This window comes from Vallitalea sediminicola (genome assembly GCF_054408565.1).
Map to the genome: position 1 here is coordinate 1 of NZ_BTPT01000387.1, position 213 is coordinate 213.

Here is a 213-nt window from a genome sequence, read left to right on the forward strand (position 1 = left end):
CACAATTAATGAGTTAAGGTAAGAAGTACAAAACTTATCTCCCACTGTCTTGCAGCCATAGGCATCTTCTATAAAGACGATATCAATTTCACGGCCTTTAGCATCAATTTGTCCTTTTAATGCATTAATATTGTCATGAATAATATCATACCAAGGGTGATCTATATCGTAAGTGGTTTCTGCTAATACCACTCCGGGTCTTATAAATTGGGC

General features: G+C 36.2%; 1 protein-coding gene. It reads right to left on the bottom strand.

What is annotated here, in order from left to right; genetic code table 11:
• A partial coding sequence (locus ACX6CF_RS27145) for an agmatine deiminase family protein (protein ID WP_458788488.1) occupies positions 1-204 on the bottom strand: 204 nt, incomplete at its 3' end.
• Positions 205-213 lie beyond the last annotated feature (9 nt).